Here is a 20049-nt window from a genome sequence, read left to right as displayed (position 1 = left end):
AATGTCACGTTGTCTCCGGAATTCCGTTTTTTATGTTTGCGGCTGCTTTGGCGGGGGTTTTGAACGCCGCTGACATTTAAGTGTTCTGCTTATTCTAGGCGCCACTTCCCCTTGCCCGCCAATGGATTTTAAGCGCCAGCAAGAATCACCAAGCGCGCTGGCGAATTTCGCAATTGCCGCGCAAAGCGGCAAGCGTCAGCATGGCGTCACATCATGCATGGCCCGATGCAATGCCGGGCCGATACCCAAGGAGACGCGCATGTCTTACTTCGAACATTTGCCCGCTGTGCGCTACGAAGGCCCGCAGACGGACAACCCGTTCGCATACCGCCATTACGACAAGGACAAGCTGGTGCTCGGCAAGCGCATGGAAGATCACCTGCGCCTTGCCGTCTGTTACTGGCATACGTTCGTGTGGCCGGGCACGGATATCTTCGGAGCGGGGACGTTCGAGCGCCCGTGGCATCGTCCGGGTGACGCGCTCCAAAAGGCACATATGAAAGCGGACCACGCATTCGAGCTGTTTTCGAAGCTGGGCACGCCGTTCTACACGTTTCATGACACCGACGTCGCGCCCGAAGGCGACAGCATCAGCACATACGTGAACAACTTCAAGGCGATGACGGACGTGCTCGCGCGCAAGCAGCAGGAGACGGGTGTCAAGCTGCTGTGGGGCACGGCGAATCTCTTTTCGAATCCGCGTTATGCGGCCGGTGCGGCGACCAGTCCGAACCCGGATGTGTTCGCGTTTGCCGCCGCGCAGGTCTTTCACGCGCTCGAAGCGACGCATCGTCTTGGCGGCGCGAACTATGTGCTGTGGGGTGGCCGCGAAGGCTACGACACGCTCCTCAATACCGACCTCAAGCGCGAGCGCGAGCAGTTGGGCCGCTTCATGAGCATGGTCGTCGAGCACAAGCACAAGCTCGGCTTCAAGGGCGCGCTGCTGATCGAGCCGAAACCGCAAGAGCCGACCAAGCATCAATACGACTATGACGTCGCCACTGTTCACGGCTTCCTGACGCAATTCGGTTTGCAGAATGAAATCCGCGTGAACATCGAAGCGAATCATGCGACGCTCGCGGGCCATTCGTTCCACCATGAAATCGCCAATGCATTCGCGTTGGGGACTTTCGGCAGCGTCGACGCGAATCGCGGCGATCCGCAAAACGGTTGGGATACTGACCAGTTCCCAAATAGTGTCGAAGAACTCACGCTCGCGTTCTACGAGATTCTGCGCAATGGCGGCTTTACGACGGGCGGCATGAACTTCGACGCGAAAGTGCGTCGCCAGAGCATCGATCCCGAAGATCTGCTGCATGGCCATATCGGCGCAATCGATGTGATCGCGATCGCGCTGGAGCGGGCGGCACATCTTGTCGAAAACGACCGCCTCGGCGCATTCAAGCAGCAGCGCTACGCGGGCTGGGACAGCGAGTTCGGACGCAAGGTGCTCGCAGGCGGCTATACGCTCGAGTCGCTCGCGAGCGATGCCGTGCAGCGGAACATCGCGCCGCGCCATGTCAGCGGACAGCAGGAGCATCTGGAGAACATCGTCAATCAGGCGATCTACTCGCACGCCAAATAGCCACTCCATCTGGCATTCCACTTCGGCTTTTAAAGCCGCACGAAAAATCGTTAGCAGCGCCGGCAGATTTCGCAATTGCTCCGCCGGCGCGCACGGCACACGCTGTCGTGCGAATAAAAATGGGACACGGCTTTCGACAACAACCGACGCTCGCGAACAGGTATTCGCGGCGCGCCCTTGAGGTTAAGACGGCGTTTTTCGAGTTCTCGCATTCGATACCGCACGCAACCCTAAATGGAGTGAGACATGAAATCTGCAATGCGTCGTTCCGTATTGAGTTCCCTCGTTTGCGCGGCGATGGCCGCGGGTCTGACGATGGTGGCGCCGCTCGCGCACGCGAGCAAGGACAAGCCCGAGATCGGCTTCTGCATCGACGATCTGCGCGTCGAGCGCTGGTCGCGCGATCGCGACTATTTCGTCGCGGCTGCAACGAAGCTCGGGGCGAAAGTCTCCGTTCAATCCGCCGACGCGAGCGAAGCGCGACAGATCTCGCAGATCGAGAACCTGATTTCGCGCGGCGTCGACGTGATCGTGATCGTACCGTTCAACTCGAAGACACTCGGCAATGTCGTCGCGGAAGCACACAAGGCAGGCATCAAGGTCGTCTCGTATGACCGCCTGATTCTCGATTCCGACGTCGACGCCTATATCTCGTTCGACAACGAAAAGGTGGGCGAACTGCAGGCGCAGGGCGTCTTTAACGCGCAGCCGAAGGGCAACTACTTCCTGCTGGGCGGCGCGCCGACCGACAACAACGCGAAGATGCTGCGCGAAGGGCAGATGAAGGTGCTGAAGCCCGCGATCGATCGCGGCGACGTGAAGATCGTCGGCCAGCAGTGGGTGCCTGAATGGAGCGCGGCAACGGCGCTGCGCATCACGGAAGATGCGCTGACCGCGAACAACAACAAGATCGATGCGATCGTCGCGTCGAACGACGGTACGGCAGGCGGCGCGATCCAGGCGCTCGCGGCGCAGAAGATGGCGGGCAAGGTGCCTGTGTCCGGCCAGGATGCCGACCTCGCGGCCGTCAAGCGCGTGATCGCCGGCACGCAGACGATGACCGTCTACAAGCCGCTGAAGCTGATCGCAGGCGAAGCTGCCAAGCTCGCCGTCGATCTCGCGAAGGGCGAGAAGCCCGCATTCAACGCGAAGTACGACAACGGCAAGAAGCAGGTCGACACCGTTCTGCTGCAACCGACGCTCCTCACGAAGAGCAATGTCGACGTCGTGATCAAGGACGGCTTCTATACGCAGGCGCAACTGACTGGCAACTGATAGCGGGCGCGGCGCTTTCCTGTTTCAAAAGCAGGAAAGCGCTCGTGCATCTTTCATCCATCCAGGACATTACGCATGGCACAAGCGCTACTGGAGATGCGCGGCATCGCCAAGTCGTTTGCCGGAGTGAAGGCGCTCGACGGCATCAATCTCGTCGTCGCGCCCGGCGAATGCGTCGGACTGTGCGGTGAAAACGGCGCAGGAAAATCGACGCTGATGAAGATTCTGTCGGGCGTCTATCCGCACGGCAAATGGTCGGGCGAAATCGTCTGGGACGGCAAGCCGCTCGTCGCGCAGAACATCCGCGATACCGAACGCGCTGGCATCGTCATCATTCACCAGGAACTGATGCTGGTGCCGCAGTTGTCGGTGGCGGAGAACATCTTTCTCGGCAATGAAATCACGTTGCCCGGCGGCCGCATGAATTACGCGGCAATGTATCAGCGCGCGGACTCGCTCCTGCGCGAGCTGAACATCACGGGCATCAACGTCGCGCAGCCGGTGATGAACTACGGCGGCGGGCATCAGCAACTGATCGAAATCGCCAAGGCGCTCAACAAGCAGGCGAGATTGCTGATACTCGACGAGCCTTCTTCTTCGCTGACGGCAGCGGAAACGAAGATCCTGCTCGACATCGTGCGCGACCTGAAGAAGCGCGGCGTCGCGTGCGTGTACATCTCGCACAAGCTCGACGAAGTGGAAGCCGTGTGCGACACGATCACCGTGATACGCGACGGCAAGCATGTCGGCACGCAGCCGATGAAGCAGCTCGACACCGACCGCATCATCGCGATGATGGTGGGGCGCGAGATCACGAATCTCTTTCCACGCGAGCCGCACGATATCGGCGACGTGATATTCGAAGCGCGCAACGTCACGTGCTACGACGTGACGAACACGAACCGCAAGCGCGTTGACGACGTGTCGTTTGCGTTGCGCAAAGGGGAAATACTCGGCGTCGCGGGACTCGTCGGCGCGGGCCGCACGGAACTGATGCAGGCAATTTTCGGCGCGTATGCGGGCATCAGCGAAGCGCAAGTGTGGATGAACGGCAAGCGCCTCAAGATCCGCACGCCCGCCGATGCGATCGCGGCCGGCATCGCGATGGTGCCCGAGGACCGCAAGCGTCATGGCATCGTGCCGCAACTGGGCGTGGGCCACAACATCACGCTCGCGGTGCTGCAACGCTTCGCGAAGGGCGGACGCATCGATACGGCATCGGAGCTCGACACGATCAACACGGAGATGAAGCGGCTATCGGTGCGCGCCGCGCATCCGATGCTGTCGATCGCGAGTCTCTCGGGCGGCAACCAGCAGAAAGCGGTGCTCACGCGCATGCTGCTCACCGATCCGTCCGTGCTGATTCTCGATGAGCCGACACGCGGCGTCGATGTCGGCGCGAAGTACGAAATCTATAAGCTGATGTTCGCGCTCGCGAAGCGCGGCGTGTCGATCATCATGGTGTCGTCGGAATTGCCGGAAGTGCTTGGCGTCAGCGATCGCGTGCTCGTGATCGGCGAGGGCGAACTGCGCGGCGATTTCGCCAACGACGGCCTCACGCAGGAACACATTCTCACGGCCGCCATCGGCGCCGGAAGCAACGACACCGGAAACAATGCCCCCCAACGCAACGACCCCACTCAACTGGCGAGCGTCGCATGACACCTGATCTTACTTCCACCGATAGCCACGCAAAACACGGCGCGTCGCTCGCGTCGGGGCAGCGCATCAAGCTGCTGTTCGCGCGTTACAAGCTGCTCGCGCTGCTGCTGGCCGTCGCCGTCATCTGGATTTTCTTTTCGTTTCTCACCGATGGCGCGTTCGTCACGCCGCGCAACCTGTCGAATCTGCTGCGGCAGATGTCGATCACGGGGATGCTCGCGTGCGGGATGGTGTTCGTCATCATCTCGGGGGAGATCGATCTGTCCGTCGGTGCGCTGCTCGGCCTGCTGGGCGGCGTCGCGGCGATTCTCGACGTCACGTATCACTGGCCGCTCGCGGCGACGCTGCCCGTCGTGATGGTGCTCGGCATCGCCGTCGGGTTGTTCAACGGGTGGTGGTCGACGTATCTGCGCGTGCCGTCGTTCATCGTCGGACTGGGCGGCATGCTCGCGTATCGCGGCGTGCTGCTCGGCGTCACGGGCGGTTCGACGATCGCGCCCGTCTCCGACAACTTCGTGTTCATCGGGCAAGGCTATCTGCCGCGTATCGCCGGCGACACGCTCGCCGTCGTGCTATTCGTGCTGCTCGCCGCGCTGACGGTGCGGCAGCGGCAGAAGCGCCAGCACTACAACCTGAGCGTCGTGCCGCTCTGGCAGGACGGCGTGAAGATCGTCGCGGCGGGGCTGATCCTGCTTGCGTTCGTCGCGACGCTCAACCGCTACGGCGGCATTCCCGTGCCCGTGCTGCTGCTGCTTGCGCTGCTCGGCATCTTCACGTACATCGCGACGCAAACGGTGTTCGGCCGGCGCATCTATGCGGTCGGCTCGAATCTCGAAGCGACGCGCCTGTCCGGCGTCAACACGAACTGCGTGAAGCTCGCGATCTTCGCGCTGATGGGCCTGATGTGCGCGTTCGGCGGGCTCATCAACACGGCGCGTCTCGCGGCGGGGTCGCCTTCGGCGGGATCGATGGGCGAGCTCGATGCGATCGCCGCGTGCTTCATCGGCGGCACGTCGATGCGCGGCGGCTCCGGCACCGTCTACGGCGCGCTGATCGGCGCGCTCGTGATGGCGAGCCTCGACAACGGCATGTCGATGCTCGACGTCGACTCGTACTGGCAGATGATCGTGAAGGGCGGCATTCTCGTGCTGGCCGTGTGGATCGACGTGATCTCGGGGTCCGAACGGCGATAGCGCATCGCGCACGGCTGTGGTGCGCTGCACCACGGCACAGCATCCGCGCGCTTCGTCGAGGCGCGTGCAGGCGCCCTGCGAAGGGCGCTTTTCTTTTGTCGTACGTGGACGGAAACGGGTAGGACGTGCGTCGCGTCAGAAAAATAAAAGAAAACGCGCAAGCCTTGTGCCGCAAGCGATTGCGCGATGCTCGCACGCTTCGAACGCGCTTCCGGAAGCCCGTTTCGACATGAAGCGACGGCCTCACAGAGGCCGATGGCATACCTATTGCGTTATCCGCCGCGGGGCCAACGGCGGCTTCAAGGATTTCTGGATTTTTTTGCGGACGCTCGCATGACGGGCGGACGACAGGGGCAACGGCGTCCCGAAACGCAACGCGAGGATCGCTCGATCGCATCGGTCGGCGGCACATGCGTGCGGTTCGGGACGCTTTTTTCTTGCGCGAATGAAACGCGCTCTGAAACGCGCTCATTTGACACGCGCGTCCGACGCGCCCATTTGAAACAATCGGCACGATGAACGAGTACACCAGCACGCAACGCATCGAGGTATCGGGACAGACGATCGGCGAACTGATCAATCTGTCGGGCCGTCAGCGGATGCTTTCGCAACGCATCGTGCTGCACGTATTGCTCGCGTCGCATGGCGACATGGCCGCGCTCGCAGTCGCGCGCGAATGCCTCGCGACGTTCGCAACGACACACGCGGTGCTCGTGAACGGCAACGATCATCTGCCGGGCGTGTTCTCGGATGCGCTGCGTCAGCTTTATCACGGCACGCGCAAGGCCGACGAGCGCGTCGGACGCTTCATCGCGCTGACGGAGCAAACGGCCGCGAACGTGGAAGCACGCGACGACGCAGCGCAAGCACACGTCGAAGCCCTCGTCGCGCAGGCGACGCCGCTGCTCGAACTGCTGCAGGACATCACGCTCGCGTACCAGCATGAGATGCGCGGCATCGAAGCAGCGGCGCGGCGTCGTCAGTCGGCCATCGCGGAGCAGCTGTCGGGCATTTCGATGCAGGCGAACATCGTCGCGTTGAATGCGCGCATTTCGGCGGCGCGCGCGGGCTCGTATGGCCGCGAGTTCGCCGTCATCACGACCGTGCTCGCCGACATCATCAAGGAGATGGACGCGCTGATCTACAGCGTCGTCGACAGCGATAGCGAAGAAGCCTCGCCGCGACGCGACGTGCCGCGCCATATGCCGCGCAACGTTTCACCCATCGCTGTTTCACCCATTGCCGCGCGCAATCGGATTGCCGAACGCGCCTGACCTTTTTCATTTGCACCACCAACGCACCAGTCCTGCTTTCGTTCAATGAGAGAGACCGATGAAAAACCTGCTGAATTCGCTTGCAAGCGGTAACTGGCGCGCGCTGCTCGCGTGCTTCCTGTACTTCGATACCGGCTTCACCGTGTGGGTCATGTTCGGGCCGCTCGCGCCGTTCATTCACAAGGACATCGCGATGTCGCCCGCCGAACTGGGCTTTCTCGTCGCGGTGCCCGTGCTCGGCGCGGCGATCCTGCGCGTGACGCTCGGCAATCTCTATCAGGCTTGCGATGGACGACGCGTCGCGCTGATGGGCGTCGCGCTGTCGGCGATTCCTTCGATCGTGCTGCTGCTGATGCCCGGCATGCCGTCATACACGCTGCTGCTGATACTCGGCGTGTTTCTCGGCGTCGGCGGCGCGAGCTTCGCGGTCGCATTGCCGATGGCAGGCAGCAATTATCCGCCGAAGGTGCAGGGCCTCGTGCTGGGCCTCGCGGCGGCAGGCAACATCGGCGCGGTGCTCGACGGCTTCATGTTCCCGTCACTCGCCGATCACTTCGGCTGGGCCAAGGCCGCGGGCGCCGGGCTGCCGCTGCTGGGTCTTGCCGCTGTCGCGCTGTTCTTCTGGGCAAGGGATCTCGGGGTGAAGACGGGCAGCGGCTCGCAGGCAATGCGCAGCTTCATCGTGACGCTCGCGGGTCTTGTCGCGCTCGTCGTCGCCGTGCACGCAGGCGTGTTCGGCGCAGGCAAGACGGGCGTGCTGCTGTTGCCCGTGCTCGGCGCGCTGCTCGCGATCGCCGTGCTGCCGAAGCATTATCGGAGCGTGCTCGTCGAGGGCGATACGTGGATCGTCATGCTCGTCTATAGCATCACGTTCGGCGGCTTTGTCGGCATGTCGTCGTATGTGACGACGCTGCTCATTTCGCTCTATCAGATGCCGCGTCTCGAAGCAGGTCTCTTCATGTCGCTGCTCGCGTGTATCGGCGCGCTCGTGCGGCCTGTCGGCGGGCTCGTCGCGGATCGCATCTCCGGCGTGCGCGCGCTCGTGATCCTGCTTGCGGCGATCTCGCTGTGCGACTTCCTGTTCGCCGCTTGGATGCCGCCGCTGTCGGCGGGTATCGTGCTGCTGATCGCGACGTATGTGTGCTTCGGTCTCGGCAACGGCGCGACGTTCCAGCTCGTGCCGCAGCGCTGGAAGGGCAAGACAGGTTTGATGTCGGGCATCATCGGCGCAGCGGGCGGTATCGGCGGATTCTATCTGCCCGTCATCATGGGCATTGCGAAGGAAAGCACGGGCAGCTATCAGATGGGCTTTGCGACGTTCGGCGTGCTCGCAGCGATTGCGTTCGGCCTCGTGGTGCTGCATCGCGTACGCTGGCTCGAATGGGCGCTGCCGAAGGAGAGCCATGCTGTCGTCGAGCCGATTCGCGCGGGCGTGAGTGCGGATAGCGGAGCTTGATAGTCTTCGCTTCACTCTTCGCTTAACTCTTCGCGAAGCGAGTTTCATCGGTCGCGCCTGCCTCGCGCATCAGCGATCAGCGGCAGCGTCAGGTCGGCATTCCGTCGTCGCGCCGCCGCGTGACGGCCTGATCGAGCGGGGCGGGTGCTGGATCGGTTGGGCGAAGCGGCGCGTCGCGCGGAGTCGGGATCGATGGCGTTGAAACAGGTTCACCCGATTCGCGTTGCCGCGCCGCGTGAAATGCGCGGACGGCGGCACGCAGCGTCGGAAAGTGCAACTGCGCGGCCGTCACGTCGTCCATGCCGTGCTTGTGAAGCCAGTCGAGCCGTTGCGTGCGGCGTCCCGCGAGCACGAGCGACACGCCGCGCTGCGAGAGTTCCTCTCGCAGCTCTTCGATCGCGTGACGCCCGGTGACATCGACGCCCGTCACGGCCAGCGCGTCCAGCACGAACCATTGCGGCGGCGGCATCATCTGCGCGACGACGTCGAGCGCCGTCCGCTTGAAGTATCGCGCGTTGAAAAACACGATCGGCGAATTGAAGCGAAAGAGGCATAGCCCGGGCGTGCGGCGCGCATCGGCATGGCGTTCCGTGCTGTGAAAACCCTTCATCCCATCGACGGTGCCGAGCACTTCATGCGAAGGGCGCGCAACGAGGCGGATGAAGCGGAACAGCGCGAGCGCCACGGCAAGCACTATCCCTTTGAGTGAGCCGAGTGCAACCACGCCCACGGTCGCCGCCAGGCAGATGGCGAACTCGCCGCGCGCTTCGCTCCATAGCCCCTTGAGCGTAGTGATGTCGACGAGCGAGACGGCGGCCATCACGAGCACGGCGCCGAGCGCGGCAACGGGCACGAATCGCAGTGGCCCGGTGAGAAAGATCAGCACGAACGCGATCGCGGCGGCAGCAACGATCGATGCCAGTTGCGTGCGTCCCCCCATCATGTCGTTCATTGCCGTGCGCGAGTCGGCGCCGCTGATCGCGAAGCCATGCGAGAGCGCCGACGCGATGTTCGCCGCGCCGATCGCCGACATTTCACGGTCGTCATCGATCTCGTAGTCGTTTTTTGCGGCGAAGCTGCGCGCCGTCAGCGTCGCGCTGCAGAACGAGATCAGCGCGATGCCCGCAGCATCGACGGCGAGCGTATCAAGCGCGTCCCAATGGATGCGCGGCACGACGAGCGAAGGCAGTCCGGCAGGGACGGCGCCGATCGTGCGTACGCCGTGCGTGTCGAGCGCGAGCAGGGCCGTCACGCAAGCGGCCGCTGCGAGCGTGGCGAGCGCAGCGGGCACGCGTGGCGCGAACCTCGGCAATAGCAGCAGCAACGCGAATGCACCCAGTCCGACGGCGAGCGTCGGCAAATGCGTTTGCCCGATCTTCGTGACGATTTCGATCAATGGTCGAATGACGCCCGTCGATTCGATCTTGAAGCCGAGCAGCTTGCCCGTCTGTCCGAGGGCGATGGAAATCGCGATGCCGTTCATGAAGCCGGTGAGAATCGGGCGCGACAGAAAGTCGGCGCAGGCGCCGAGACCGATGAAGCTCGCGGCGATGCAGAAGAGACCCGCGAGAAATGCGAGCGTCGTCGACATCGACAGGTATTCGGGCGTGCCGACGGCCGCAAGCGGCACGATCGACGCGGCGACGAGCGCGCACGTCGCGGCATCCGGGCCGACGATCAATTGGCGCGAGGTCCCGAATAGCGCATACGCGACGAGCGGCCAGATGCACGAATACAGGCCGATGGCCGGGTTGAAGCCGGCCAGCTCCGCGTATGCGACGCCGACGGGCAGCGCAACCGACGCCACGCAGACACCTGCCACGACATCATGGCGCAAGTCTTCGCGGCGATAGCGGACGAAGGCGACAAGGCCCGGCGCAATCCGCGCGAGACGATCAAGCACGGGAGCGGTTACAGGAGACGATCGCATGCCGTAGCTCCGGAGGTGCGCGCGCTGACAGGCGGCCGATGCGGCGCGCGGTGCTGTCGACATTGCTCAGTGTAGTAACGAATGGGCGTTCTTGCGGCCTCGCGGCGCTTGCTACGCGCGTGCAAAAAAGCCGGTTGGTCATCGTTCACTTTCTGGAATCGGGATGCTTGTGTGCGACAGGTAACAAACGCGACTGTCGCGCCGTGCGAAAAATGCCGTATTGCACAAACCGCGGCCCATGACGAAATGACTGGGCCAACCGCTACCCAGCGGATCTGGATCGTGAGTTCCGCCGACTCCGTCGTTTGCTTCAACTTCGATCCTGAGCATGTCGAAATGGCATCGCCACCAACAGCGTGGGGTTCAAGCATGTCTGGTGAAACGACACTCGCTCAACCTTTCCCGACGCCGTGCGTACGTTGCGGTGGCGTGCTGTATCAACATGTCGCGTTCTGTCCGCACTGCGGCGTCGGTCATCCGCTTGCAAGCGTGCCGCGCCGTCGGGCGGAGGCGCCGTTGAGGGCCGTCGAAAGGGACGCATCGCGTGCGCCCTCGCCCGACAGCGATCAAGAGGAACGGTCTTCGCCTGCCGTCGTCTGGCCCGACATATCGGACCCGCCGCCCGAATTGCCGCCGTCTTTCTGGCAAAGCACGGCGCGCTCGTTCGTCGCGTGGGGTGCCGCGCTGCTGGTGTTTTTGCTGGTGCTGGCGATGGCGCTGGTGCTGGCGGTCGGCTATGCGGGGTATCTGCGCCTTGGCGGCGGTCATCACGACGATAGCGGCCGCGTCACCGACAGCGAAGCGGCCGTAACGGCTATGAGCTCGTCGGACAGCGCCGTTACATCCGATGTGGCGCGGCCGGGGAGCAGCAGTGCTGCGATCGTCGCAGGTGAGCGCGTGGCGAATACGGCGGCGCTCGCCGTAGCGGCGCCGCCGCGCGCCGTGCAATACGGCAGGGGCGTACACGCCGCGCTGCGCGACGCCCATGCGAATCTCGAGCGGAACGACCTGACGGCAGCGAAGGCCGCGGTTGCCGAGGTGCTGTCGGTTGCGCCCCACAACGCCGACGCATTGCAGATGCGAAGCGACATCGGCGATCGCGAGAACCAGCGTGACGTTGCGTTGGGCGTCGCGAATGCCTGCGCGAGAGACAGGGTGTGGAGTTGCGTACTCAAGCAGGCATCGCAGGCGCTCACCGTCGATAGCAGCAGCACGGACGCCAAGGCCTTGCTTCAGCACGCGATTCTGTCGACGGGCTGGAAGCCGCTTGCAGCCAGCAGCACCGTTGTATCGGCGCCGCGCAACCCGCCGCGGCCCGTGACGGGCAGCGTGCCGGCGCTTCCGACACAGCCGGCATTGCCAACACTACCGCCGTTGCCACCGGGCATACCGGCGGACAGCACACCCAGCACGGTCACGAATGACGTGGCTCATCGGGATCGGACCGCAATGGATCGCGCATCAGTGTCCGGCGATGGCCTCGATGCGCAGGCGCGTGCGATCCGCGATTCGGGCTGGCGACAGCCTTCGCCGCCTGATGCGGCGGACAGTCAGTGAGTTGAACGGCTCACGCGATCGGCGGGAATGCGGGTCGTTCGTGCGACCGAAGGGATGTGCAGAACGAGGGCTAGCTAGATTTCCCAATCCCATTGCTGCTGCTCGGTTTGCTGCTCGGCCGCGAGGCGCCGGCTTCCGTCCTGAGAAATGACCACGTGGCTGGATGCCTCGATCGGCATGAGAACGGCTTTCTCGATACGAGGATTGGAGGCGGCCCTTTGCTTTCCTTCCCGTATGTATTCCGAGAAGGATTGAAACTGACGGACTGCATGGATGGCATTGGTCACGGCTCAACCCCGGAAGGTGCATCGGATGCGCAGAACCCGTTTCAGTTGGTTGGTTCCCAGAAGGCACCTTACTCTTGGATGGAGCGCGGTAAATGCGCGTGAGCGCACACAACAGTTCGATTTGCGGCGCGAGTCAGGGCCGGAAATACTGCGCAACGGTCCTTGGCTATGAAATCGAAAATCGGCGAGTGCAACGAGCGGGCAGACAGACCGTTCGCCTTGCAACGGCCGGTCCGGACGGTGCGCTCGTCACAGCGCATCAGCGCGCCGATCGGCGCAGTCGTCCGTTTCGTAGAAGAAGGCGAGCGCATGCTCAAGCGGGCGATGCATCGGCCGCTCGCCCGCGCCGATGCGGCGAACGCTCTCCGCTTGCATGGCATGAATGTGCGAGCGGGCGAGAAATCGGCATTATCGGCAACTGATAACACGGATGCTCAGCATCTGGTCACCAGGGTGAGTCGCCCAGAGGGAAGGTACGTTGTCGATGGAGCTTCGAACCCGACCGTCACGAGTCGCGCACGTCCAGGCCACTGCTGGTCGTACAGCAGGTCACAGCTTCAATCCCGGATCTTCAGGTCGTTGAATGTGGCGAGGCGTGCTTTGCCATCCACTACGCTGCCGATTTACGTCCGGCGGATGGCGACACGTGTCGCACTTGAAATGGTCTCTAACTGAGAGATCGCGAGGCGGTTGCGATTGCAACCAGTACTCGGCCACGATCGCGTACCCGCGGAAGATCGTAAGAATGCCACGCCGCTTCCGGCGCTCAATCGCGCGTTAACTGGGGCTGACAGGACCACGGAGCCCGTGGCAGCGGTTCATCGTCCACAAATGCAGTGCCACACCGCACGGCAAACGCGAACGCGGATTGCCGGTTCACGAAAAGTCCAAGATCTCCAAGTGAGGTCACCTCGCCGTCTTCCGCAAGAATAGAAACCCGTGCGACAAACATGTTGCCGCTTCTTGCGATTGACGGTTGAATTGCTGTGCCATGGTGAATAAAAAGCATGACACCTCCAGAAGTTCTGGTTGTCGTAAGCCGATTTTCCACGGGGACAATAGATGACGCATGCGGAAGCCTGGAGCAAACCAGGGCCGCTATCGGCACCGATACTGCTGACCGCCGTTTGTCCGACGGGCCACCGGGTTTCGAACGGCTCCGCTCGATCAGTTGTGGGCAGCACGGGAAGCGTGCTGGGGAAGGCTCAGTACATAAAGCGCATTGGATGCGGTTTCGCCGGTATCTATTGGGACGCAGTGAGCTTCAGATTTGGCCTGATGGCGCCTTCTTGCTGCCTGTTGCGCTGGTCGGATACCTTCTCGATGCCGATCCTGGCGACCTCTTCGCAAAAGGCGATGCGTCTCCGATAGTAGTCCGCGTGCGACTGAGCGTCGAGAATGCGCTGCTCTGCCTGGAACAGGCACATCCGAAGCTCACTCAGGGACCGGCCTGCCAGCTTCTCAGGGGTCGGGGCGTGTTGGGAAATCAAGCGTGCAATCCAGCGCTGCATAATCGTACCCTCCGATTTTCAGACTTCTTTTCGCGTCTTGTTTCAATGCTATGTTCAATCGTGTAATGCAAGGGATGAAAGCTCCCGGCGGCAACTATGTGGCCGTCCACACGAATTGCGCACAATGACAGGAGTTGCAACGAGCGACTTGCGCTCAGGAGTCGCTGCGGCGGCACACGCGGGTGAGGTGCAAATCGCAGCGGTCCTCGCCATGCCTGGTCAATAACCTCGCTGATCTGCCGCTGATACGAGGGCACTTTGATACGGTGCTGAACGCACCTCGACACACTTCGGTCCACCGGAGTTCATACGCAAGTGCCAGCCAAACCGGCACCGCACGCGCAATCCATCCGCGCCTCTCACAGGTCCTGACGCCAGGGAGTACGCAACCCACCAGCCATAACCGGTCCAACCAGCCAGAAGGTTGATAAGCGCCACGATCTTGATCCTGTGGTGTGAACGTGTCAGTGCAAGAAAGGTCGGGGCGAAGTAAAGCAGTAACCCAGCCCACATTCCGGCACTGGCGGACAGTGACAACGTTGGCAGAGCAGTCATTCGGTGAAACCCCCGTCGAAAATTTGATTGTGTCTACTCCAGCTGACGATGCCCGGGCCGTGGTCAGTCCACCCGGAACCAGCGGCAACAGCAGTTCCATGCGTGCAATGGCAATGGCCTGGCGCTGACCCCACCCGACAGCGCTTCGCCGCGCGCGCCATGGAAAATTCGAAGCCTTCAGGCAAGCGGTTGATGAAGTGGGCCACGCGGCAATCTGCACGGCGCGCTGCACGGCAGCGTCATCCGTGCTGGGCGCACCGGGCAAGATGTTGTCCCTGACTCTGCCGTTGAACAGCACGACATCCTGAGGTACGTGCCCGATGCCGCGCCTAAGTGCAGCGGGGTCCCATTGATGCAGTTCGACGCCGTAGACGAGCACGCTTTCGGTCAGGGCGGCGTGCAGGACCAGATCGGAGATGCTCTCCGGAGCGCGCATGCCGGGTCTGGCGGAGATGCCCACACGAGCCGCTGACCGAATGAACATCTCTGGTGTCAATCGCTTGTCGATCAGCGGCATGCCGGCGACGAGGTCGTCGGCACCCGTTGGCCGGTCGAATTGTCGGCTAAGCACGAGAAGACAGCGCGGCAAGCGATCTTCGTCGATACCGGACGTCGGCCGCTCGTCCCACCCTTGGGTCGCGCGTTGCCCCGTCGCCCGGGCTGCGGCTCCTGGCGTGGCGGAATGCATTTACAGCACACCGGCACGTACGTAACGCTTCGTGTGATCCAGCGATCCGATGAACGCTGAAGTCGCCGCGATAAGGTCTCCGGTCTTATGCATGATGAACCCCATGTACGCTCGTTTTTGTACTTCGTTTTCGACGGCTTTTTTGCAAAATTGGCAGCAAGTATTGGACCATGCATTCAGGCTCAGGGCTTGACGCATGGCGTACACCTTAGCGACGGCCGGCTGACGAAAAAGCAGAGGATTTGGTTTCAGCCGTGAAACATAGAGCAGTGAGTCGCGCGAAGCTGCTGCAGCGCCTACGGCCTGCGTCAGCGCGCCCGCGTTCTGTGCGCACCGTAGACACGTAGCAAAAATCCGGCGCCGGAATTGTTGCATTCCTGAAACGCGCGCCGGTTTTATGTCATGGTTTTGTTCCAATTTGAACCCTCACGGGCGTCATCGTCGGCCATGGCTGACGGGCCGCTGAGAAACGACGAACGAGACTGGGATCGCGATGAAACGTATGCGTTGCGCGCGGAAGCAGCGTTACCCTGTCACCGACAGGTTGTGACGCGCTTGAGGGACGTGGAGTTTCCGGGACTTGCGATGCGCGGCTGCGGGCAACGCATCTATGGCCTGCGTGTTCAGCCGCACGCCATAGATGCGCGGTCGTCCACGCCGGGTGCCGCCACCGGCCGAGATCGTTCTTGTCACCCATCCCTCGGGCGAGATCATGCGGTCGCACAATAGCTCCATGAAAGAGGCTTGCGAGCGAACCGGCACGGTCGTAAGCAGAACATTGATCCATTTGGAAAGACAAGGCATACGCGTTCTGACAAGGAACTGGGCGGGCCGTAGAGAAGAGGAACTGATCCTCGTTGGCGGTCGCGCTGCTTGCGCTAAAATTTCGTGAAAGCAGCACGGCGGCCTCGCGACTGTCTGTTCATTTCAAGTGTATTTCGGATTCCAAATCACTTTTCAGCCCCTGGACAAGGCGCTGAATTTCTAAGTCCAGTCAATAGGAATTGGCTCAGGATCTTGTACTTATTTCTGGGGCCGAATACTCGTAGGTAAGCCAACGTACTCGCTCACGTGAAGCGCAAAATCGTCCAGGTTGACGACTCCTGCTAGTACCGTCACGCGTCGAGGCGTACAGATGCACGAGCACGCCACCGAGCGATTCGCTGGGGAGCGTGGCGCTTCTCGATGGTAACTCTCAGGGATGATTTCAGTGGATCGGACCAGTTATCCTGGCCTGTTCAATCGGTCGTTCATCACTTCATCCGCGCGCGAATAAGATTCGCTGATTGCTCCAGGAGTCAATTCGTCGTCTCCCGGGTTATCAATCTTGGCGCGGCGGCTATGTGAGTCTTTGTGCTTGCGTACGCTGTTGCTCAGTTCGGAAATGATCTCCGACGCCGCAGAGATAATCTGGTTGAAGTTGAACCCTGCAATGGTCGTTTCGCGACGCCAAAACGGAAGTGTGCGCGAAGTCACGGACTGAAGTACTTGCAGCAGCATGAACCGGTTTCTCTCCCGTGATGCCCGGGCGATTACCCTTGGCGTCATCATAGGGAGAGACCACATCCGCGAGTAGACGGTTGCCGCACCAATCCAGGCACATGTCTCGTATTTAGCTAGCGTTAGCTGATTTAATCAGCAACTTGGAAGAGTTTCCGTTCGCGATGCCACATGGCCACCAGTTTCATGAGCAATGTGATTGGCTTTCACCGCTATCGCGGGGTGAGCTTGTTGGCTTCGTGCAGCAGTACGCCGCCGGGCGCAAGCCTCAGGACGACCGGCAATACGATCGTAATCTCGAAAAAATGAAGCGGCTGTCGCGTCCGACCTATCGGACTTCCCCTCGACAGCGACCCAGGAGTCCGGCGCTGTCGCTCCGGACCCTTAACTCGTAGTGGTGCCAACAGAGGGCACCTTACGCAGGTCACTGGCAGGAAAGCACAACGAGGCCGTTGATGTCCCCGGTGTTGGTCAGCTTCGCGCCGTAGGCAACAGCAACCAGCGGCTTTGCGCTGTCGTTGCCCATCAGTCGTGTCATCAGCGCGACGCCGCCCCCCATTGCCGATCCGCTGGACGAGGCGCTCGCCTTCGTGAACGTCGCAGCCGTGTCCGCGCCGATCGTGACCGTTGCGCTGAAGTTCGTGAGGTTGAGCGTTGCGAGATCCAGTGTTGCCGTTGCGGACACAAGAGAGCCGGGCGCAACGCTGCCCGTCGCAGACGTCGGCGCGGTATCCATCAGGTTTGTGCACGAAAGGGTACCGATCCCGGGTGTCAGGGTCAGGGGCGTGCCAACCGCGTAGTGTGCACCCTGATCGGCCGTGTAATTTCCACCGCTCGAGTCCGACCCATGTGTCCACCGGCCGATAGCGACGTAACCGCCCGCGCCGTTGATATCCGCGATCGTGCTGCCCTTTGTGAGCGAGACGGCGAGAGAACTGGACGCGATCGTCGTGAATGCGCCGCCATAGTTCGATTGCTGTACCTGGCTGGCCAACGGGCCATTCGACGCTGTAAATGCCGTTCCGGAGAGGCTATTTCCCGTCAGTGTGTCGGGTACGAGCACGACTGCGACCAATCCGTTCACCCCGTTCACGGTCGGTGCTGAACCTTGGTAGGTCCAGTCCGTGTTCGTCTGGGTTGGAGTTTGAGGTGTGGTGGTCTGCGTCGCAGCGGACGATGATCCCGTGGAACTGCCGCCACCACCACAAGCCGCCAGCACAAGCGCCAGCACAGCGATGGAAATACCCTTGTGTTTGATCTTCATTCTCGGCCTTCCGATGATATTGTCATTTGCGGCGCACCTGCGTACTGCAGGGTCCTCGGCGCACGCATTCCCTATTTCGGAAGATCTGGTAAGAAATTTAGCTGGCTCGCGATTTTATGCGCTTTGAATCGGCGGCGAGAATCAGGAGAAGAGCAGGGGGTGTGGGAAAAACAGTTCTTCGCAGACTTCCAAGAGCGCGCGGCCGGTGGGCCGCGTCGGCCTTGACGGGTCATTCGATTACATTGCTGTTTGGACATCGTTGCGGTGGCCGCAACACGGCCCGGTTGGACGTCGGCTTTCAGCGCTTGATGGCGAGGTAAGCTCGGCTGACCGCCGGACGGCTATGGACCCAGAGACGACTGGCAAGCCAGTTAGCCGGCCTGTCCCGCACGTCGAGTCGCCTGATCGATTGCCCGGCTTCCGTGGGGAGAGGTTGCCGCTGGACCACATTGGTGCCTCTGTCGCACGTATAAAAGTGCCGGAAGCCCGCGGCAAGTGCGATCTCGCGGTAGTCGTCGTCGTAATAGCCTTGCGGCCAGCAAAGATGGTCCGACACGTCGCCAAGCCGCTGACGAAGCGTCGCACGTGCTTTCGCGAGATCGTCGCGCAGACATTCCCGTTTTTCGTCACGATCTCGTGTCAGCCGATCCCAGCGAGCATGCGTGTGCGTATGGCTGTGGAACTCGAACGTACCAGTGTGCCGCATTGCCTCGATTTCGGACCAGCGCAGGATCACATCGTCGGCCCGGCCCTGCTCGATGGCTGATTCACCCTCCTCGTGACCAAGCAGGCGCGGCAGCGAGGTGATGTCGCCGCCTGCCGCGTTAGGCCGCGGCGCGCCCTCGCCCGGCCACGCGCTTACGAGGAAGCAAAGCGCATTGAAGCCATGCCGATGCAAAATTGGATGCGCATGCACCCAGTTGTCGAGATACCCGTCGTCGAATGTAATGACGACCGACTTCGGTGGGACCGGCGTTCCCGCAAGGTAGTCCGCGAACTGGCGTGCACTCAGCGTCCGGTAACCAAGCTGCGCAATACATGCAATATGTTCGGCGAAATGCTCAGGCGTAACAGTTATCATGCCGGGCGACGTACTGACGTGGTGATACATCAGCACCGGAACCGCGCGCGCAACGCCCTTCATGATGCCGGCTCCAGTTCGGCCAGTTTCCGATGGTAGTTTCGTTCGCTGAGGCACCGGCGGTAAAACGCGATCGTTTGATCGGCCATCTGCGCGATCGTAAAGCGCCCGATGATGCTGCGCGCCTGGTCCCCAAGCCGCGTGCGCAGCGCGCGATCGTCGAGCAGCCGCACGATCGCCGCCCTTAGCGAGACAGGATCTTTCGAAGGAACCAGTAACCCGTTGACGTTATCCTCGATCAGTTCCGGCACGCCGTCGACGCGCGTGCCAATCACCGGCAAGCCGCGCGACATGGCCTCGATGAACGACTGCCCGAGCGCTTCCTGATGAGTCGGAAGCACGAAAAAATCGCTGCCCCGCAGTACGTTCGGCACGTCTGAACGCAAACCAAGCAAATGGACCCGGCTACTCAGCCCCAACGCTTCGATACGGCTTCGAATTCGCGCAAAGCTCGGTCCGTCGCCAGCCATGACCAGGTGCAACTCGGGCCGGCTTGTCAACAGCGGTCGCGCCGCTTCAATCAGATCGTCGTGGCCTTTCTGGTCTCGCATCATCGCGACCATGCAGCCGATCACAGCGTCGGCGCCAAGGCCGAGTTCGCTGCGCAATGTCGATTCGATTTGCTGCTCGGGCTCGGGAACGCCGTCATAAATGGTCGCAATGCGGTCATGATCCACACCGGCCGAGACCAGATACCGATGCACGTACGAACTGACGGCGATCACGCGGTGCGGGATCCATCGATACGTCGCCAGCGACGTGACCGGCAACGCCAGATGCCGCGTCCTGACCACAAGCGGCGCACCGGCGGACCGGGCCGCGAGCCCGGCAACGAGGGTGTCGTGACCGCTGTGCGTGTTGACCACATCGAACGCTCGACGATTCACAAGCGACCGGATCGCCATCATTGACGCGATGTCACCGCCAGTTTTCATGGAAGAGTGATGCACGGAAAAGCCGTTTGCCGCCGCGCGCCGGCCGATCTCCGCTCTTGCCGGGCACACCAGTTCGACGGTATGCCCCCGCTCCCGCAATGCAACCATCTCTTTTAGTGTGCGAATCTCCTGGCCGCCCCATCCCGTTGAAGATTCGCTATGCAAAACATTCATGCGCCGATCCGCCCCCTGAAATCTAGTAGTAAGTAACTGAATTTGCAGGCAAAAGTCCGTAA

Annotated in this window: 17 protein-coding genes and 1 pseudogene; 8 read left to right on the top strand and 10 right to left on the bottom strand. The window is 61.9% G+C overall.

Annotation, left to right across the window (positions count from 1 at the left end; translation table 11 throughout):
- The first annotated feature begins 259 nt into the window (after positions 1 to 259).
- The 6 genes from xylA (at position 260) to AB4Y32_RS05615 (ending at position 8445) form a co-directional block, all read left to right on the top strand.
- Complete coding sequence (gene xylA / locus AB4Y32_RS05640) at positions 260 to 1585, top strand: xylose isomerase (RefSeq protein WP_368720367.1); 1326 nt, start codon at positions 260 to 262, stop codon at positions 1583 to 1585.
- A 246-nt stretch (positions 1586 to 1831) separates the two neighbouring features.
- A complete protein-coding gene (gene xylF, locus AB4Y32_RS05635; protein WP_368720366.1) occupies positions 1832 to 2860 on the top strand; it encodes a D-xylose ABC transporter substrate-binding protein in 1029 nt (342 codons plus the stop codon).
- 75 nt (positions 2861 to 2935) lie between these two features.
- The gene (xylG, locus tag AB4Y32_RS05630) at positions 2936 to 4522 is read left to right on the top strand and encodes a D-xylose ABC transporter ATP-binding protein (RefSeq protein WP_368720365.1); all 1587 of its coding nucleotides are present in this window, start codon (positions 2936 to 2938) and stop codon (positions 4520 to 4522) included.
- On the top strand, positions 4519 to 5715 hold the full coding sequence (locus AB4Y32_RS05625) for a sugar ABC transporter permease (protein ID WP_368720364.1): 1197 nt from the start codon (positions 4519 to 4521) through the stop codon (positions 5713 to 5715). The genes xylG and AB4Y32_RS05625 overlap by 4 nt, the downstream gene beginning before the upstream one ends.
- Positions 5716 to 6230: 515 nt before the next feature.
- Entirely contained in the window at positions 6231 to 6989 is a 759-nt protein-coding gene (locus tag AB4Y32_RS05620) for a type IV pili methyl-accepting chemotaxis transducer N-terminal domain-containing protein (RefSeq protein ID WP_368720363.1), read from the top strand.
- Positions 6990 to 7047: 58 nt separating this feature from the next.
- Entirely contained in the window at positions 7048 to 8445 is a 1398-nt protein-coding gene (locus tag AB4Y32_RS05615) for an MFS transporter (protein ID WP_368720362.1), read from the top strand.
- Between the two features lie 88 nt (positions 8446 to 8533).
- Here the strand turns inward: AB4Y32_RS05615 and AB4Y32_RS05610 are convergent, their stop codons facing one another.
- Positions 8534 to 10375, bottom strand: coding sequence for a SulP family inorganic anion transporter (locus tag AB4Y32_RS05610; protein ID WP_368720361.1), 1842 nt, complete (start codon positions 10373 to 10375; stop codon positions 8534 to 8536).
- Positions 10376 to 10744: 369 nt separating this feature from the next.
- On the opposite strand from AB4Y32_RS05610, the gene AB4Y32_RS05605 reads away from it, so the two are divergent.
- Entirely contained in the window at positions 10745 to 11932 is a 1188-nt protein-coding gene (locus AB4Y32_RS05605) for a hypothetical protein (RefSeq protein ID WP_368720360.1), read from the top strand.
- Positions 11933 to 12006: 74 nt separating this feature from the next.
- On the opposite strand, the gene AB4Y32_RS05600 is transcribed toward AB4Y32_RS05605, so the two are convergent.
- A complete protein-coding gene (locus tag AB4Y32_RS05600; RefSeq protein WP_368720359.1) occupies positions 12007 to 12219 on the bottom strand; it encodes a hypothetical protein in 213 nt (70 codons plus the stop codon).
- 168 nt (positions 12220 to 12387) lie between these two features.
- Between AB4Y32_RS05600 and AB4Y32_RS05595 the strand changes: the two genes are divergently transcribed.
- Positions 12388 to 12894: a hypothetical protein gene (locus AB4Y32_RS05595; RefSeq protein ID WP_368720358.1), complete on the top strand. Its 507-nt coding sequence runs from the start codon at positions 12388 to 12390 to the stop codon at positions 12892 to 12894.
- A 569-nt stretch (positions 12895 to 13463) separates the two neighbouring features.
- On the opposite strand, the gene AB4Y32_RS05585 is transcribed toward AB4Y32_RS05595, so the two are convergent.
- The 8 genes and pseudogenes from AB4Y32_RS05585 to AB4Y32_RS05550 form a co-directional block, all read right to left on the bottom strand.
- Complete coding sequence (locus AB4Y32_RS05585; RefSeq protein ID WP_368720356.1) at positions 13464 to 13730, bottom strand: hypothetical protein; 267 nt, start codon at positions 13728 to 13730, stop codon at positions 13464 to 13466.
- A gap of 219 nt (positions 13731 to 13949) precedes the next feature.
- Positions 13950 to 14243: a superinfection immunity protein gene (locus AB4Y32_RS05580; RefSeq protein WP_368720555.1), complete on the bottom strand. Its 294-nt coding sequence runs from the start codon at positions 14241 to 14243 to the stop codon at positions 13950 to 13952.
- A 730-nt stretch (positions 14244 to 14973) separates the two neighbouring features.
- Positions 14974 to 15390 (bottom strand): hypothetical protein, encoded by a 417-nt coding sequence (locus AB4Y32_RS05570; RefSeq protein WP_368720355.1) that lies wholly within the window; start codon positions 15388 to 15390, stop codon positions 14974 to 14976.
- Positions 15391 to 15630: 240 nt separating this feature from the next.
- Positions 15631 to 15777: pseudogene (locus AB4Y32_RS40680) on the bottom strand (IS701 family transposase); the annotation flags it as partial.
- Positions 15778 to 16197: 420 nt separating this feature from the next.
- Positions 16198 to 16473 carry a hypothetical protein gene (locus AB4Y32_RS05565; RefSeq protein ID WP_368720354.1) on the bottom strand — a complete coding sequence of 92 codons (276 nt, stop codon included), beginning with the start codon at positions 16471 to 16473 and terminating at the stop codon, positions 16198 to 16200.
- A gap of 424 nt (positions 16474 to 16897) precedes the next feature.
- Positions 16898 to 17737, bottom strand: a complete 840-nt coding sequence (locus AB4Y32_RS05560) for a hypothetical protein (RefSeq protein WP_368720353.1) — start codon at positions 17735 to 17737, stop codon at positions 16898 to 16900.
- 298 nt (positions 17738 to 18035) lie between these two features.
- Entirely contained in the window at positions 18036 to 18881 is an 846-nt protein-coding gene (locus AB4Y32_RS05555) for a polysaccharide deacetylase family protein (RefSeq protein WP_368720352.1), read from the bottom strand.
- Positions 18878 to 19987, bottom strand: coding sequence for a glycosyltransferase family 4 protein (locus AB4Y32_RS05550; protein ID WP_368720351.1), 1110 nt, complete (start codon positions 19985 to 19987; stop codon positions 18878 to 18880). Before AB4Y32_RS05550 ends, AB4Y32_RS05555 begins: the two co-directional genes overlap by 4 nt.
- Positions 19988 to 20049 lie beyond the last annotated feature (62 nt).

Origin of the sequence: Paraburkholderia phymatum (assembly GCF_040965635.1) — a bacterium.
GTDB lineage: Bacteria > Pseudomonadota > Gammaproteobacteria > Burkholderiales > Burkholderiaceae > Paraburkholderia > Paraburkholderia phymatum_B.
This window is presented reverse-complemented; position numbering and strand designations above follow the sequence as displayed.

Bases quoted from the DNA above. Each gene is read 5' to 3' on its own strand.
- AB4Y32_RS05555 (WP_368720352.1), bottom strand. From the start codon at position 18,881: ATGAAGGGCGTTGCGCGCGCGGTTCCGGTGCTGATGTATCACCACGTC.
- AB4Y32_RS05565 (WP_368720354.1), bottom strand. From the start codon at position 16,473: ATGCTGCTGCAAGTACTTCAGTCCGTGACTTCGCGCACACTTCCGTTT.
- AB4Y32_RS05560 (WP_368720353.1), bottom strand. From the start codon at position 17,737: ATGAAGATCAAACACAAGGGTATTTCCATCGCTGTGCTGGCGCTTGTG.
- AB4Y32_RS05585 (WP_368720356.1), bottom strand. From the start codon at position 13,730: ATGCAGCGCTGGATTGCACGCTTGATTTCCCAACACGCCCCGACCCCT.
- xylA (WP_368720367.1), top strand. From the start codon at position 260: ATGTCTTACTTCGAACATTTGCCCGCTGTGCGCTACGAAGGCCCGCAG.
- AB4Y32_RS05610 (WP_368720361.1), bottom strand. From the start codon at position 10,375: ATGCGATCGTCTCCTGTAACCGCTCCCGTGCTTGATCGTCTCGCGCGG.
- xylG (WP_368720365.1), top strand. From the start codon at position 2,936: ATGGCACAAGCGCTACTGGAGATGCGCGGCATCGCCAAGTCGTTTGCC.
- AB4Y32_RS05605 (WP_368720360.1), top strand. From the start codon at position 10,745: ATGTCTGGTGAAACGACACTCGCTCAACCTTTCCCGACGCCGTGCGTA.
- AB4Y32_RS05550 (WP_368720351.1), bottom strand. From the start codon at position 19,987: ATGAATGTTTTGCATAGCGAATCTTCAACGGGATGGGGCGGCCAGGAG.
- AB4Y32_RS05580 (WP_368720555.1), bottom strand. From the start codon at position 14,243: ATGTGGGCTGGGTTACTGCTTTACTTCGCCCCGACCTTTCTTGCACTG.
- xylF (WP_368720366.1), top strand. From the start codon at position 1,832: ATGAAATCTGCAATGCGTCGTTCCGTATTGAGTTCCCTCGTTTGCGCG.
- AB4Y32_RS05595 (WP_368720358.1), top strand. From the start codon at position 12,388: ATGAAATCGAAAATCGGCGAGTGCAACGAGCGGGCAGACAGACCGTTC.
- AB4Y32_RS05625 (WP_368720364.1), top strand. From the start codon at position 4,519: ATGACACCTGATCTTACTTCCACCGATAGCCACGCAAAACACGGCGCG.
- AB4Y32_RS05615 (WP_368720362.1), top strand. From the start codon at position 7,048: ATGAAAAACCTGCTGAATTCGCTTGCAAGCGGTAACTGGCGCGCGCTG.
- AB4Y32_RS05620 (WP_368720363.1), top strand. From the start codon at position 6,231: ATGAACGAGTACACCAGCACGCAACGCATCGAGGTATCGGGACAGACG.